Source organism: Sphingobacterium sp. LZ7M1, from assembly GCF_024296865.1.
Taxonomy (GTDB): domain Bacteria; phylum Bacteroidota; class Bacteroidia; order Sphingobacteriales; family Sphingobacteriaceae; genus Sphingobacterium.
Genome location: NZ_CP101134.1, coordinates 3,213,069 through 3,226,433, shown reverse-complemented (window position 1 = coordinate 3,226,433; position 13,365 = coordinate 3,213,069). Strand labels below are relative to the sequence as shown.

The window sequence follows — 13,365 nt, the reverse complement described above, 5'->3', positions numbered from 1 at the left end:
ATAAACCGGCTGAAAATGGCATCTTTTTGCTAAGGATTCCGCTTTTTGAGCCGGATAGCTCATGCTACTGTCAAAATGTGATTTTTGCTCACAAAATATTACATTTGTAGAATGGCTTTAAGGCGGATTAACAAAGTGCAACGTCGAAAATTATCCATTTTCCTGCGTTGTATCATCATTTCATTTTTAGCTTGGACCTTGTTTGCAATTTCCAGTGATTATACCTTCACCAAAAAGGCGAGCATGTCCTATGTTAATTTGCCGGAAAACAAAGCTTTCCATCCCCTTCAATCAGATACGGTAACCGTCAAGATCAAGATGTCCGGCTGGAAGGTGTTCATGGAACGCTTGCACCTCGATACCGCAAAAATTCAGGTCGACCTTTCAGGGCTTAAATCACGGAACTTTATCGTCTTTGGTAACCAGATCGGTTTCATCAATAGACAGTTCCCTACGGATAAGCAGGTCGTTGCCGTTTCGCCTGACACCCTTTACTTCGATTTCTCGAAACAGACCCAGCGTAAGGTTCCGGTCAAAGCCGTAGAAAGCCTGACTTTCCAAAGGCAATACGGCGTGATCGGCGAAACCCGAACCAACCCCGAATATGTTACCATTACGGGCCCATTGGAAGATGTGGCAAGTATTGAATACCTGGAGACCGATACCATCAAAGGCAAAGATGTCAATACTGATGTGCGTACCGTCGCTTATTTGAATAAGCAGCAAAGAACTAACATTACAATCTATCCGACCTTTGCAGAAGTGATCGTACCGGTCGGAGAGATTACGGAGAAGGTGATCGAACTGCCGATCAAAGTGGAGAACAGCAAGGGTTATACCTCAGTTCGCGTATTGCCGAGTAAGGTTCGCGCAACCATTTTGTTGGCCGTAAAAGATTATAATAAATATACTTCTAGGGATTTTGAGGCGGTGGTGGATCTGGATGCCTGGAAAGACCATAAGGTTTCCAGCTTACCGGTCATCATTACCAAAATGCCTGATTATGTCAAGGTATTGAGCGTAGAACCTCAGAATGTTGATTTTTTTGTAAGGAGATAATATGGGTTTAAAAATCGGGATTACAGGAGGCATAGGCGTCGGAAAGAGCGTAGTGACCAAGATATTCAAGATATTGGGCATACCGACCTATGATGCCGATAGGGAAGCCAAGGATATCATGGTCAAGAACGATGCGGTCCGTCAATCCCTGATGAAAACTTTCGGCAAAGAGGTCTATTTTGAGGACGGTAGCCTCAATAGGGAATGGCTCGGTAAAAGGGTCTTTGGCGATGCCGAAGAACTGAAAAAACTGAATGCCATCGTTCACCCTGCCGTGATCAAGGATGGCGAAGATTGGGCAGCAGCCCAGACTTCCATATATAGTGTCAAAGAAGCTGCACTCTTATTTGAAAGCGGATCCTATAAAGCTTTGGATTTCACCATCCTGGTGGTTTCACCATTGGATCTCCGGATCGAAAGGGTGATACAGCGCGATAAAGTGGACAGAGAAGAGGTGCTGAGAAGGATAAATAAACAGATGCCCGCAGAGGAAAAGGAAAAGCTAAGCGATTGCATCGTCTATAACGATGATGAGCATAGCCTGATTGAGCAGGTGATGGAACTGCATCAGAAATTTATTCAAGGAAAAACAAGCTAATGCAGATTATTGAAGACTTTCTAGTAAAAAGAGATAAAGGATATTATTGTTCTTATGGCGATTTCTATATAGACCCCCTATATCCGGTCAAACATGCCGTCGTTTCGCATGCCCATGGTGACCATGCGTCCCCTGGCCATAGAAATATCTATTGTACTGCGGGAACTGCCGCCATTATGCAGTACCGCTACCCAAAACAAGCTTTGGATTCTTATCATGTCAAGAGATTTTCTGAATTTTTTCAGATCAATGGCGTCGATATCTATCTATATCCCGCTGGTCATATCCTTGGCAGCGCACAGATCATGATGATCTATAAAGGCGTGAGGTACCTGTATACCGGCGACTATAAGTTGCAGGAAGACCGTACCTGCGAACCTATTCAGATCGTAGAGGCAGAAGTTTTGATTACCGAAACGACTTTCGCCAATCCAGAAACCAAACATCCAGATCCTGTTTGCGAAATCATGAAACTGGATGTCAGAAGCAATATCCTCTTGGGCTGTTATTCCCTGGGTAAAGCCCAGCGTATTACCGCCCTGCTCAATGAACATCTCCCGCAGAAAGAGGTGTTATTGCACTATCAGATCATGCCTATACATCGCATCTATGATCAATTTATTGATGTACCCTTGAAATACGAGCAGTACAACAGAAAATCCATGAAAGAAGCCGGCGACAACAAGATCTATTTGGTGCCACCACTAACCTTCAACAGTTACCGCAGGGCAAAGAATGTGCTTAAGGCATTTGCTTCGGGATGGGAGCGCTTGCAGGCTCAGAACGATATCAGCCTATTTCTGTCCGACCATGTGGACTGGAATGATATCCTATATTTTGTGGGTAAGGTAAAGCCAAAAGCTATCTGGACTTTGCACGGAGATGGTAGGGCCTTGCATGCTCATTTTTCAGAAGATATTGCAATTCGAGATATACACAGTCAAACATTTATTCCAGATTATTGTTGATAGGATTGGTAAACAATTTAGATCAACTTATGAACAAATTTTTTAGAGCACTGATAGCAGGCTGGGGCGCCAAGAAGATGGGCCTCGGATGTTTTGGAACCATAGTGGTATTTATCATAATCTATTATTTGCTCGGCTATTTGTAGGAGCAAGGTAGAACTTTGAAAATCAATCAAAAAAATATGGCTAGATGCGGAATATCTAGCCATTTTTCTGTTTAACAATAATAGCCAGGACGGCTTATATAAGAAATTGTGTAGGGAACACATGATTTCCACTTTTAATAAAATTCTTGAATCTCTCTGTTTTTCTACTGCAATTAATAGTCGTCGGTATTAAGGTTTATAGTGAAATCCCAATTGTTAGAATTCCAAATCTCTGTTTTCCGAATATATTGTATAAAAGCCAATAAATGAATACCTAACAGTAGGTATTTTACGTAATTACGTTTTTTATTTGATAACTGATTGAGTATTAATATTATAAAATTAATAAAGAGAGTAAGGTATTGTTGAAATTATGGAAATTTCAAGGCTTTGTAACGGGACCTGATGGAAAATACGGGGAAGGATAGGGTAAGGGATTGTGAATTTTTGGTTTTAAAATGTTCTGAGGGTTTAAGTTAATTTTATGAAAATGAGAAAGTTATGTTTTATTGTCTTAATTGAGTTGTTATCTGGTTATTAACTTACCAAACCTTTCTAGTAGATTATGAGAGTTTTCAATTTGTAAATTTGTGATACTTTCTTTGGGAAAAATTTTTGTAGTCTTAGTTTTTATATCAAAAATAAATAAATACTTAGATGTTTCTCCTAAATAATTTAGATTACTATTCTGTTTATTAGTTGATATAATTTGCTCTCCTTCCATAAAAGAAATGGCCGTTTCATCTTTATTAAAACGTTTGTTAATTAAATTATTAATTGTTGTTAAAGCAAGACCAATGATTACTGTTAAGGAACATAAATACAATGTTAGGTTTTGAGTTTTTTTTCTGTCTATTTGATTTAATAAATAGAAGGAATAAAAAAATAAACTAGGAATAATAATCAATTTCAAGGGGTACTTGCTTATAAAGAACATAGAAAAGATTAGGATAGCCATTTTGAATTTCCAAAGATTGTTGCCAAAATTAATTTCCAAAATTTTCAAGTATCTTTTTTTATTATGTTTATTTGATCCTAAAAAAGATAAAATTTTTCCATTTACAATTAGAGGTAAATAAATATGGAATATTTTAAAATAAAAGGAATGAATAATAAATAATGTTATTTCAGCGAAGAAAATTATTAATAGAATTTGTATTACATAATCAAAGAAAAAAAATAGTAGATCCGTTAATTCAATGTAATTGGATATTGGAATATCAAAAGAACTATAGTATATAAAATAATTGATAAAACTTACAATATATATGAGCGTTATGGACAATGTTAAATTGTTTTTAAGAAAATTCAAATAGTTGTTTAACTGGGTCATTTGGTATTAAATAGTAAATTTTAGCATTAAGGAGATATCTTCAAATAAATAAATTTTATCTAATCATTATTAATGAATATTTGTGTAGTCAAAATTGATTTTTTTAATATAATAAAAATTACCTCTGCTTTATAGTTGATGTTTAAAATCGCATTAAAAGGACATATTGAGAATTTAGATTATGATTAATAAAATTTTATTTTTATTTGTGAGTATTTTCATTGGGGATTAATTGTTTTATTGATTCTTCTAGGGTATCAAACTCTAAATATTTACTTGCTTGCCAAATATAAAATAGCTGCTTTTGTCCAGAATTGGTGTTTATTTTGTCTAATAAATCTGCATTTGTAATTGTATTATTTAATAGTTTTAAATGAAAATACATATCACCATCATGTGTTTTTATTAAATCATATATTTCCTTGTTGACAGGCTTTATGCAGTTAATTAATTGCTTTTTATAATGGAATGGTAGTTCTGAAGACCAAATTTTATTAAAATTCTTTAATAATATTTTCCGATTTTTTTGCTTTAGGATTGCATTTAAGAATACTCTATTATTAGTATTTAAATATGTATTTAAGAGGTCGCTAACAACATTTTTTTTTGAATACTGAAGATATTTTAGGGATGCCTTTTTATCGTTTATATATTTTGAATAGAAATATGTATTAAAATAATCTGATTTATACTCATTTGGTAGATTTTGAATTAATAATTCTGCGATTATTCTAAGTCTTTGTGATTGTCTGAAATCTGAATTGTTTTCAATAATTTCTTTTAAATTCTCATATATTTTATCTAAATGAAATTCTGAATCAACCCTCTTTCTTAGGTTAGATAATATAGAAGAATTTAATTCTTGTAAAGAATTATTGAAATATAAATTTATTATTGATTCGAAGTTAATAGTGTTTAATATAGAATGAATAAGAATGTCAAATGGACTATTTTCATAAAATAAACCATTAGATTTTTGGTCATATAATTTTAATAATAGATCTCGTTGATTATTTTTCATATTAGCAATATGGCTTATGATATTAAAATTGGTGGTCTTCCTTGACAAATGGGTGCATTATACACTTTAAATCTACTAGTTATTACTAATAAAAACTGGATAATATATTATTATCCATTTCAGGCTTCCGGCAAACCTCTTAAAAACAAAAAAATCCTCAATGAAAATTGAGGATTTTTTCTGTGGTGCCAGCTGGATTCGAACCAGCGACACAAGGATTTTCAGTCCTTTGCTCTACCAACTGAGCTATGGCACCTTCAAGTTTTTGTTTTTACAATCTGTTACTTGTCAGATTTTTGGTGGTGCCAGCTGGATTCGAACCAGCGACACAAGGATTTTCAGTCCTTTGCTCTACCAACTGAGCTATGGCACCTTTTTTTTGACATGTCCGTTACCGAACTTGCGATGCAAATATACCGTCCTTTTTCGAATTCTAAAACTTTTGCCTTAAATATTTTCGTTGAAATATTCAAAGTCTTGATTTTGATTGAGATAAAATTACATCAAATAAACATTGGGAATGGGCAAATAACGGTATCTTTGCACTTCAATAAAATATTATGAGTAAAAAAGGAAGAGTTTTGGTAGCAATGAGTGGTGGGGTGGATAGCTCCGTGGCTGCAGTAATGCTACACGAACAAGGATATGAGGTCATCGGGATCACGATGAAAACATGGGATTATGCTAGTTCCGGCGGCTCTTCAAAGGAAACAGGATGTTGTAGTCTGGACAGTATCAATGACGCTAGGACATTGGCTGTAAACTATGGCTTCCCGCATTACATCCTTGATATTCGTTCAGAATTTGGAGATTATGTGATTGACAATTTTGTTGATGAATATATTGCCGGAAGAACTCCGAATCCATGTGTGCTGTGCAATACCCATATCAAATGGGAAGCTTTGATGAAGCGTGCCGATAAATTGGACTGTGAATTTATTGCAACCGGTCACTATGCGAATATCCGCATGCATGACAACGGTAGATATGTGATCTCCAAGGGTAAGGACGAAAACAAAGACCAGTCGTATGTACTTTGGGGCGTTTCCCAGGAGAACTTGGCAAGGACGCAGTTTCCTTTGGGAAGTTTTACCAAAAAGGAAATCCGCCAGATGGCACTAGATATGGATCAAAAGGAATTGGCGAATAAATCGGAGAGCTATGAGATCTGTTTTGTCCCTGACAACGATTATCGCTCCTTCCTAAGACATAAACGCCCTAGCTTGGATCAAGAGATCGGACCGGGTAATTTTATCCTTTCTGACGGTACTGTAGTTGGTCAGCATATTGGGTATCCATATTTCACGATCGGACAGCGCAGAGGCTTGGGAATTGCCCTAGGAAAGCCAATGTTTGTGATACAGATCTTACCGGAGTCCAATTCGGTGGTATTAGGTGAGGAACATGAACTGGAAAGAAGCCAAGCATTTGTCAAGAACATCAATCTGGTTAAATATGCCTCCCTTGATGAACCGATGGAAGCGATCACCAAGATCCGTTACAAGGATTCTGGGGCTATCTCGACCTTGACCCAACAAGGAGATATCATGAAGGTGGATTTTGTCCATAATGTAAAAGGGATTGCCCCAGGTCAGTCGGCCGTATTCTATGAAGGCGATGATTTGATCGGTGGTGGTTTCTTGATGAAAGAAGAGAGATAAAATAAGATCACTTTTGTAAAAAAGTGAATTAATAAAAATGCTAAAAGGCGATGTGGAAATCACATCGCCTTTTGTTGTTTTTGGACCATTTTTGTTTGGATTAGGAGATGAGCTTAAGGTCGGGAATGCTTTTGGTCTCATTCGAGACATATTCGGAATTTTCGCAATATGCCTCGAATGAGAGTAAAAGGATACTAAGCTGACGTGGTCAAATTTTGATGGATTTTTGGAGTTTTTTTATTGAGAAGGGCTGGGGGATGAGGGGATGGTTTTTGTATTGGTTTTTGGAAAAGGAAAGGGAATGGTCGCGAGACAAGCGGATGGGGTTTATTGAAAAATTTAGGGAATTGGATTTGAACCAGGATGGAAGGGATGAGAGGATGGATCAAGATCTGGGTTTTGAGCCAGGATGAAAGGGATGAGAGGATGGGGCAAGATCTGGGTTTTGAACCAGGATGGAAGGGATGAGAGGATGGGACAAGATCTGGGTTTTGAACCAGGATGGAAAGGATGAGAGGATAGGGCAAGATTATATGTGGATTGAATAATTAGCAAAACCCCTAGCAGGGGTGAAATCTTTATAGATTTTGAAAATATATAACGTATAACCCTCAGGGTGGGTGAAATCTTTTTCGATCTTTAGATTTTGATTAGAGCTTATCTGTTTCTCTGACCTTAATTATTCTATTTCAAATTTTCCAATCCAAAAGTAGCCAGTTTATCCACGATGGGTAATGTTTTTAAGCCCAAATCGGTAAGGCTGTATTCCACTTTTGGGGGGATTTCGGGATATGATTTTTTGTAAACTAATTTGTTTGCTACCAGGGAGTTTAGTTCTTGAATCAGCATTTTTTCGCTGATTTTGGGAATGCAGCGTTTGAGTTCGCCGTAACGGATTACCCTTTCGTTTATTTGAAACAGTATCAATAAGGTCCATTTACCACCCAATAATTCCAAAGATTTCCGTACAGGACAGTTTTCGTCGGACTGCTTAATTATTTTTTTATTTTCTTCCATTTGATAATCAGTGTTTCTAACAAATAGGTAAGTACTGTACCAATAGGTAGGTACTTGTACAAAGGTAAGTAATGTTCTAATTTTGTACAATAAACATTAAAAGAAATTATTATGACAGCAAAAGAAGTAGTAATTGCATATGCTGAAGCACTGGGAAAAGGTGATGTACCGACAGCATTTTCGTATTTTTCAAAAGGCGTTAAATGGCATCAGCCAGGCGACAATCAATTTTCTGGATTGAAAAACGGTGCTGATGAAATCGGTAAAATGATTGCTGGTATGATGGAAGTTTCCAAAGGGACCTTTGCATTAACGCCAAACAGTAATTTAATGGTCAATGGTGATTTGGTTGCAATGCCTTTGCGTTTCAGCGGTTCGATAGACGAACGCAAATTGGATATGTTAGGTGTTGATCTGTTTAAAGTGGAAAATGGAAAGATTACCGAAGTTTGGTTGTTTTCAGATGACCAAGAAGCTGAAAATGCTTTTTGGGGGAAATAGTAAAATATTATTTAAAGGACATATTGATAAAAGAGCATTCTAAAAAATGCTCTTTTTTTATTCAGGGATAAGCAAGGAAGGGAAGGGTTGGGAAATATTTCATTCCATCCAGGGGTTTTCAAAAAAAATATGGGCATAGATAGATCCGAGACCCTTCGGCGGAGCCCTCAGGGTGACACATAAAAGATGGTGAAAAATATTTCAGCCATGCTGAGGTTTGGTCATTGATTGATAACATGGGTCTACAAAGATGTCACCCACGCTGTGGGTTGGTCGTTACAAACATCCAATTTCTACAAATATTCCACCCATCCAGGGGTTTATGAATCCTAAATACCTTTATTTATCTTTAGTCATGAAAAGTTAAGAATGGTTTTGGCGTACAGGTCCTTTACCTTCGGTAAAGGATGACAGGGAATATTAGTAGAGAAGCGTACAGATTCTTCACTGTTCGTTCAGAATCAAAATGCGCTAAAGAGGGATTCAGAGTGAAACGAAGAATCTATTTTTCAACTTTTTAAGGATCCGTGTCATTCCGTAATCGTAAGATGAGGAAACTATTTCAAATGATTGTGGATAGTCCCGAGACCCTTCGGCGGAGCCCTCAGGGTGACACATAAAAGATGGTGAAAAATATTTCACCCAAGCTGTGGATTGGTCGTTACAAACATCCAATTTCTACAAATATTCCATCCATTCTAGGGGTTTATGAGTCCTAAATACCTTTATTTATCTTTAGTCATGAAAAGTTAAGAATGGTTTTGGCGTACAGGTCCTTTACCTTCGGTAAAGGATGACAGGGAATATTAGTAGAGAAGCGTACAGATTCTTCACTGTTCGTTCAGAATCAAAATGCGCTAAAGAGGGATTCAGAGTGAAACGAAGAATCTATTTTTTAACTTTTTAAGGATCCGTGTCATTCCGTAATCGTAAGATGAGGAAACTATTTCAAATGATTGTGGATAGTTCCAAGACCCTTCGGCGGAGCCCTCAGGGTGACACATAAAAGATGGTAAAAAATATTTCAGCCATGCTGTGGATTGGTCGTTGATCGATTTCCATTTTTTATAAAGATGTTCCCCATGGAGGGTTGGGTTATGGATTTGTACGCGCGAGAGTTTGAAAATCGAGGAATTTCTTTAATCAGAATTGATGTTGATGTTAGGATTGCAGAAAGCGGGCTTATGCAATAAGCTCCTACAAAATCGGCTACCTTTCCAGTGGCAAATTAAGCATAATCTTGGACCATCCTCACATCCCTTCCATCCTGGTTCAAACATGAACTTGCTTACTTTTTCGCAAAAAGTAACAACAAAAAAACAGTAGCAGCACTACGCCACTACTGTTTTTCATATAGGAATTATTCCTGTTTCCAGGAACAAATCAAATTATCCTTATAATTTACCTACTTCTTGAGCTAGGTCGATAATTTTGTTTGAGTAACCCCACTCATTATCGTACCATGATACCACTTTCACGAAGTTATCGTTCAAGGAGATACCAGCTTTAGCGTCGAAGATAGAAGTACGGGCGTCACCTAAGAAGTCAGTAGAAACTACATCATCTTCAGTGTATCCAAGGATACCTTTCAAGTCGCCTTCAGAAGCCTCTTTCATTGCTTTTTTGATGTCTTCGTAAGAAGCACCTTTTTCTAGACGTACCGTTAAGTCAACAACAGAAACGTCAGCAGTAGGAACGCGTAGAGACATACCGGTCAATTTACCTTTCAATTCAGGTAAAACAAGACCAACCGCTTTAGCAGCACCAGTTGAAGAAGGGATGATGTTTTGGTAAGCACCACGTCCACCTCTCCAGTCTTTTACTGAAGGACCGTCCACAGTTTTTTGAGTAGCAGTCACGGCGTGAACTGTAGTCATCAAACCTTCTACGATACCGAATTTGTCGTTCAATACCTTAGCGATAGGCGCTAAACAGTTTGTAGTACAAGAAGCGTTAGAAACGATGTTGTATTCTGGTTTAAGATCTTTATGGTTTACACCCATTACGAAAGTAGGAGTGTCGTCTTTAGCAGGAGCAGACATAATTACTTTCTTAGCACCAGCTTCGATATGTTTTTGAGCTAATTCTTGAGTCAAGAAGAAACCTGTAGATTCGATCACAACTTCAGCACCAACTTCATTCCATTTCAGGTTTGCAGGGTCTTTTTCAGCTGTAACGCGGATAGTTTTTCCATTAACGATCAAGTTACCGTCTTTTACTTCAACAGTACCGTCGAATTGACCATGTGTTGAATCGTATTTCAACATATATGCTAAGTAATCAGGTTCTACTAAGTCGTTGATACCTACTACTTCGATATCACTGCGTTTTACAGCAGCTCTGAATGCTAAACGGCCAATACGGCCAAATCCGTTAATTCCAATTTTCATTTTTACTAATTTTTATTTATAAAATATTTAACAAGGTTTTGTACAGGTTCCCTAATAATGGTGCCCACGGCCAGATGGTTTTCTTTGGCGATTTCGCGCAACCAATCGGCGTAATTATTAGCTACTGAACCTGTGAAATTTAAGGTTGAGTCAGGGAATGTCTCCGAAAGGGGGACCAAATAGGTCTTCACATATTTTTCGAGACCTTTTTTGATGATCCCTTCCATGTAAGGGTCATCCTTGTTTTCCAGGATGAAGTCGGCGAAAGAGGTCAGGAAGATGTTAGGGTTTGGGCTGTTGTACGTTTTGTCCAGGATGACCTTGCGGTCGATGTTGTGCTTGTGCAATAACTTTTCGCGGAATCCCTGGGGCATGGACTCGGTCAGGAAATCCTTGAGGATCTGACGTGCCTGCCAGTTTGTAGAAGCTTCATCCGCTAGGATGTAGCCCAGACCATAATTGTTCTCGACGACTTTACGTCCGTTATAATATGCAGCATTTGACCCACTGCCGATGATGCCAATGATCCCTTTTTCGTTTCCGAAGGTGGAGATTGCCGAGGCCAGCATATCGTGGCTGGCTTTGACTTTGGCATTCTTGAAGAAATTGGAAAATACCTTTTCGATCTTTTCCTGTCTTTCTTTGGAAGAGGCACCGGCGCCGAAGAAATAGATCTTGCGGATCTTTTCGGCATTGTTGATCAGTTGGGTGTTTTTATTGAGCAGCTGAAAGATAAACCTTTCATCTTGGATATAAGGGTTGATACCGGTAGTGCGGAATCCATGAAGGATCCTGCCTTTTTCGGCAAGTCGCCAATCGGCGTATCTTGATCCACTAAAAACGACTGCAATCATAAGTTTATATGTTCATTACTTCAGCAATAGTGATGAGCTCTTCATCCAGTTTGAATTCCTTGCCACGCAAAGCTTCCTCCAGAGTGGTGCTTACCATTTTGCTACCACGTATTCCTACTGTAGCGCTTCTATTGCCATTTATTAGTTCATTGACTGCGAAATATCCCATTCGGGTTGCAAGTACTCTGTCGAAACTACTTGGGGATCCTCCACGTTGTAAATGTCCTAATATACTAACTTTTGTGTCATAAAAATCAAATTTTTCTTCCACGCGTTTGGCAACATTGTAGGCGCCACCATTTTTATCACCTTCAGCAATAATAACGATCATGGAGGTTTTGTTTCGATCTTTTGCAACTTCCAACATTTCGATGAGTTCGTCGATCGCGGTATCCTTTTCAGGGAGCATAATGGCTTCTGCACCACCAGCTACACCAGCATTCAGGGCGATACATCCAGAGTCTCTACCCATTACTTCAACGAAAAACAAACGGTTATGTGATGCGGCGGTATCTTTAATTTTGTCGATGGCATCAATGACAGTATTGTTTGCCGTGTCAAAACCTAGGGTATAGTCCGTACCATATAGGTCGTTGTCGATAGTTCCTGGGATACACATCACCGGGATATCATATTCTTGGGAGAACACTTCGGCCCCTGTAAAGGTTCCATCTCCACCGATTGCCACCAAAGCGTCAATCCCCACTCTTTTAATATTTTCGTACGCTTTTTTACGTCCTTCAGGAGTTCTAAATTCGGGGCAGCGAGCAGATTTCAAAATAGTTCCACCTTTTTGAAGGATAGAACTTACCGAGCGACTTACCATTTCGGTGAAATCTCCCTCGATCATTCCTTCGTATCCCCTAAATATACCTGTTACTTTGAGGTCGTTAAAAAGTGCTGTTCGAACTACTGCGCGAATGGCTGCATTCATGCCTGGAGCGTCTCCTCCTGATGTATAAACGCCAATCCTTCGTATCTTGTTCATTAGGTCTTTCTTATTTTTTAGAAATACGAATATAATGTGTATTTCTTACACTATTAAATTTTTTTAGTAATTTGTTTGTGTAATTCTTATTATTGTTGAGGTTTTAGGGGAAACAATTGATCAATTAAAATAAATTTAGATTTTGCAAACACATTTTACCATAGATTGTGTCATTCTGACATTTGATGAGGGCCAACTAAAAGTATTGTTAGCGGAAAGAAATGAATATCCTTACAAGGATTGGTGGGCTCTACCGGGCTATTTTGTGAATAAATACGAGGAAATGGCCGATGCTGTGGCCCGTATCCTATTCGAGATGACTGGGTTAAAGTATATTTACATGGATCAATTGGCCGCCTTTGCCGGGGTCAAGCGACATCCCGAAGGGCGGATCCTAACGGTTGCTTACATGGCTTTGGTACAGATGGAAGAGGTCAAGAATAAAATTTCCTCGGGCGGTACCTATATGCGTCAGCTGAAATGGTTTCCTGTAACAGAATTGCCTGACCTGGCCTTTGACCACAAAGATATTATAGAGCTGAGCTTGGACCGACTCAAGAAAACGGTCACTTTTTCTACCACTCCCTATGAGTTATTGCCAGCCAAGTTTACCCTGACCCAATTGCAGCAAGTCTACGAGGCCTTACTCAACAAACAGCTAGATAAAAGGAACTTTAGGAAAAAAATCAATAATCTGGGTTATCTCAAAGAATTGAATGAATTCCAAAAAGGAGTATCCTATCGTGCAGCAAAGCTGTATTCATTCGACAAGAAAAAATTCCACAAAATCTTTAGCCAGGACTAAAAACAACTTCCTTAAATTTTTGTC

Annotated in this window: 12 protein-coding genes and 2 tRNA genes; 6 read left to right on the top strand and 8 right to left on the bottom strand. The window is 38.1% G+C overall.

The features are described from left to right. Positions 1–111: 111 nt before the first annotated feature. From NMK93_RS13975 to NMK93_RS13965, 3 genes are read left to right on the top strand one after another with little or no spacing between them, the layout of a single operon-like run. Positions 112–1,059: a YbbR-like domain-containing protein gene (locus NMK93_RS13975; RefSeq protein WP_254527953.1), complete on the top strand. Its 948-nt coding sequence runs from the start codon at positions 112–114 to the stop codon at positions 1,057–1,059. 1 nt (position 1,060) lies between these two features. After that, positions 1,061–1,657, top strand: coding sequence for a dephospho-CoA kinase (gene coaE / locus NMK93_RS13970; RefSeq protein WP_254527951.1), 597 nt, complete (start codon positions 1,061–1,063; stop codon positions 1,655–1,657). After that, complete coding sequence (locus NMK93_RS13965) at positions 1,657–2,625, top strand: MBL fold metallo-hydrolase (RefSeq protein ID WP_254527949.1); 969 nt, start codon at positions 1,657–1,659, stop codon at positions 2,623–2,625. Before coaE ends, NMK93_RS13965 begins: the two co-directional genes overlap by 1 nt. Positions 2,626–3,297: 672 nt before the next feature. On the opposite strand, the gene NMK93_RS13960 is transcribed toward NMK93_RS13965, so the two are convergent. The 4 genes from NMK93_RS13960 to NMK93_RS13945 all read right to left on the bottom strand — a co-directional run bounded on the left by NMK93_RS13960 (position 3,298) and on the right by NMK93_RS13945 (position 5,498). Next, a complete protein-coding gene (locus NMK93_RS13960; RefSeq protein ID WP_254527946.1) occupies positions 3,298–3,777 on the bottom strand; it encodes a hypothetical protein in 480 nt (159 codons plus the stop codon). Between the two features lie 529 nt (positions 3,778–4,306). Beyond that, positions 4,307–5,125, bottom strand: a complete 819-nt coding sequence (locus NMK93_RS13955; RefSeq protein ID WP_254527943.1) for a hypothetical protein — start codon at positions 5,123–5,125, stop codon at positions 4,307–4,309. A 183-nt stretch (positions 5,126–5,308) separates the two neighbouring features. Beyond that, positions 5,309–5,381: transfer RNA gene (locus NMK93_RS13950), tRNA-Phe, on the bottom strand. Between the two features lie 41 nt (positions 5,382–5,422). Next, a tRNA-Phe gene (locus tag NMK93_RS13945) sits at positions 5,423–5,498 on the bottom strand. 187 nt (positions 5,499–5,685) lie between these two features. On the opposite strand from NMK93_RS13945, the gene mnmA reads away from it, so the two are divergent. Next, complete coding sequence (gene mnmA, locus NMK93_RS13940; RefSeq protein ID WP_185214228.1) at positions 5,686–6,786, top strand: tRNA 2-thiouridine(34) synthase MnmA; 1,101 nt, start codon at positions 5,686–5,688, stop codon at positions 6,784–6,786. A gap of 684 nt (positions 6,787–7,470) precedes the next feature. Here the strand turns inward: mnmA and NMK93_RS13935 are convergent. Continuing rightward, the gene (locus tag NMK93_RS13935) at positions 7,471–7,803 is read right to left on the bottom strand and encodes a helix-turn-helix domain-containing protein (protein WP_254527941.1); all 333 of its coding nucleotides are present in this window, start codon (positions 7,801–7,803) and stop codon (positions 7,471–7,473) included. 111 nt (positions 7,804–7,914) lie between these two features. On the opposite strand from NMK93_RS13935, the gene NMK93_RS13930 reads away from it, so the two are divergent. After that, the gene (locus tag NMK93_RS13930) at positions 7,915–8,304 is read left to right on the top strand and encodes a nuclear transport factor 2 family protein (protein WP_254527939.1); all 390 of its coding nucleotides are present in this window, start codon (positions 7,915–7,917) and stop codon (positions 8,302–8,304) included. 1,394 nt (positions 8,305–9,698) lie between these two features. On the opposite strand, the gene gap is transcribed toward NMK93_RS13930, so the two are convergent. Genes gap through pfkA form a run of 3 tightly spaced genes read right to left on the bottom strand, consistent with a single transcriptional unit; the run spans position 9,699 to position 12,536 of the window. Further along, positions 9,699–10,694, bottom strand: a complete 996-nt coding sequence (gene gap, locus NMK93_RS13925; protein WP_185214231.1) for a type I glyceraldehyde-3-phosphate dehydrogenase — start codon at positions 10,692–10,694, stop codon at positions 9,699–9,701. Between the two features lie 5 nt (positions 10,695–10,699). Next, the gene (locus tag NMK93_RS13920) at positions 10,700–11,548 is read right to left on the bottom strand and encodes a BadF/BadG/BcrA/BcrD ATPase family protein (RefSeq protein WP_254527937.1); all 849 of its coding nucleotides are present in this window, start codon (positions 11,546–11,548) and stop codon (positions 10,700–10,702) included. Between the two features lie 4 nt (positions 11,549–11,552). Then, entirely contained in the window at positions 11,553–12,536 is a 984-nt protein-coding gene (gene pfkA, locus NMK93_RS13915) for a 6-phosphofructokinase (protein ID WP_185214233.1), read from the bottom strand. Between the two features lie 142 nt (positions 12,537–12,678). Between pfkA and NMK93_RS13910 the strand changes: the two genes are divergently transcribed. Next, a complete protein-coding gene (locus tag NMK93_RS13910; protein WP_254527935.1) occupies positions 12,679–13,341 on the top strand; it encodes an NUDIX domain-containing protein in 663 nt (220 codons plus the stop codon). The last annotated feature ends 24 nt before the right edge of the window (positions 13,342–13,365 follow it).

Excerpts from the sequence above, each read along its gene's own strand:
- NMK93_RS13975 (WP_254527953.1), top strand. The coding sequence starts at position 112 with ATGGCTTTAAGGCGGATTAACAAAGTGCAACGTCGAAAATTATCCATT.
- coaE (WP_254527951.1), top strand. The coding sequence starts at position 1,061 with ATGGGTTTAAAAATCGGGATTACAGGAGGCATAGGCGTCGGAAAGAGC.
- NMK93_RS13965 (WP_254527949.1), top strand. The coding sequence starts at position 1,657 with ATGCAGATTATTGAAGACTTTCTAGTAAAAAGAGATAAAGGATATTAT.
- NMK93_RS13955 (WP_254527943.1), bottom strand. The coding sequence starts at position 5,125 with ATGAAAAATAATCAACGAGATCTATTATTAAAATTATATGACCAAAAA.
- mnmA (WP_185214228.1), top strand. The coding sequence starts at position 5,686 with ATGAGTAAAAAAGGAAGAGTTTTGGTAGCAATGAGTGGTGGGGTGGAT.
- NMK93_RS13935 (WP_254527941.1), bottom strand. The coding sequence starts at position 7,803 with ATGGAAGAAAATAAAAAAATAATTAAGCAGTCCGACGAAAACTGTCCT.
- NMK93_RS13930 (WP_254527939.1), top strand. The coding sequence starts at position 7,915 with ATGACAGCAAAAGAAGTAGTAATTGCATATGCTGAAGCACTGGGAAAA.
- gap (WP_185214231.1), bottom strand. The coding sequence starts at position 10,694 with ATGAAAATTGGAATTAACGGATTTGGCCGTATTGGCCGTTTAGCATTC.
- NMK93_RS13920 (WP_254527937.1), bottom strand. The coding sequence starts at position 11,548 with ATGATTGCAGTCGTTTTTAGTGGATCAAGATACGCCGATTGGCGACTT.
- pfkA (WP_185214233.1), bottom strand. The coding sequence starts at position 12,536 with ATGAACAAGATACGAAGGATTGGCGTTTATACATCAGGAGGAGACGCT.